The organism is Bacillus sp. FG16 (assembly GCF_057809515.1).
On record NZ_JBMDKC010000416.1, the window covers coordinates 1 to 303 of the forward strand.

Below are 303 nucleotides of genomic sequence, written 5' to 3' on the forward strand. Positions count from 1 at the left end.
AAGTTCCATATATATTAACAGCCTTACCATCTTCTGATTTGAATATTTCATCGGTTTCTTCTGCTATAAAACCATAATTCGCTACAATATCTTTCGTTGTGAACGGTTCTGCTCCTTCTTCTTTTTCTTCTCTCATCTTATACAACTTTTCTACTTCTGTTTTCAAGTTGTAACTCCTTGGTTGCAAAGCCATAATTTTTTCTACAGGATCGAACGGCAAATCCCTAATATTAGCTTTAATGTTCTTCGTTGATTTATTGTAAAAGTTCCCATTAACAGTTAGACTTCGGCATTCCAAATCCC

The 303-nt window shown here is 34.3% G+C and carries 1 protein-coding gene; it reads right to left on the reverse strand.

Features of this window, described 5'->3' with window-relative positions:
• A partial coding sequence (locus ACODS7_RS32990; protein WP_488828787.1) for a tail fiber domain-containing protein occupies positions 1-298 on the reverse strand: 298 nt, incomplete at its 3' end.
• Between the last annotated feature and the right edge of the window lie 5 nt (positions 299-303).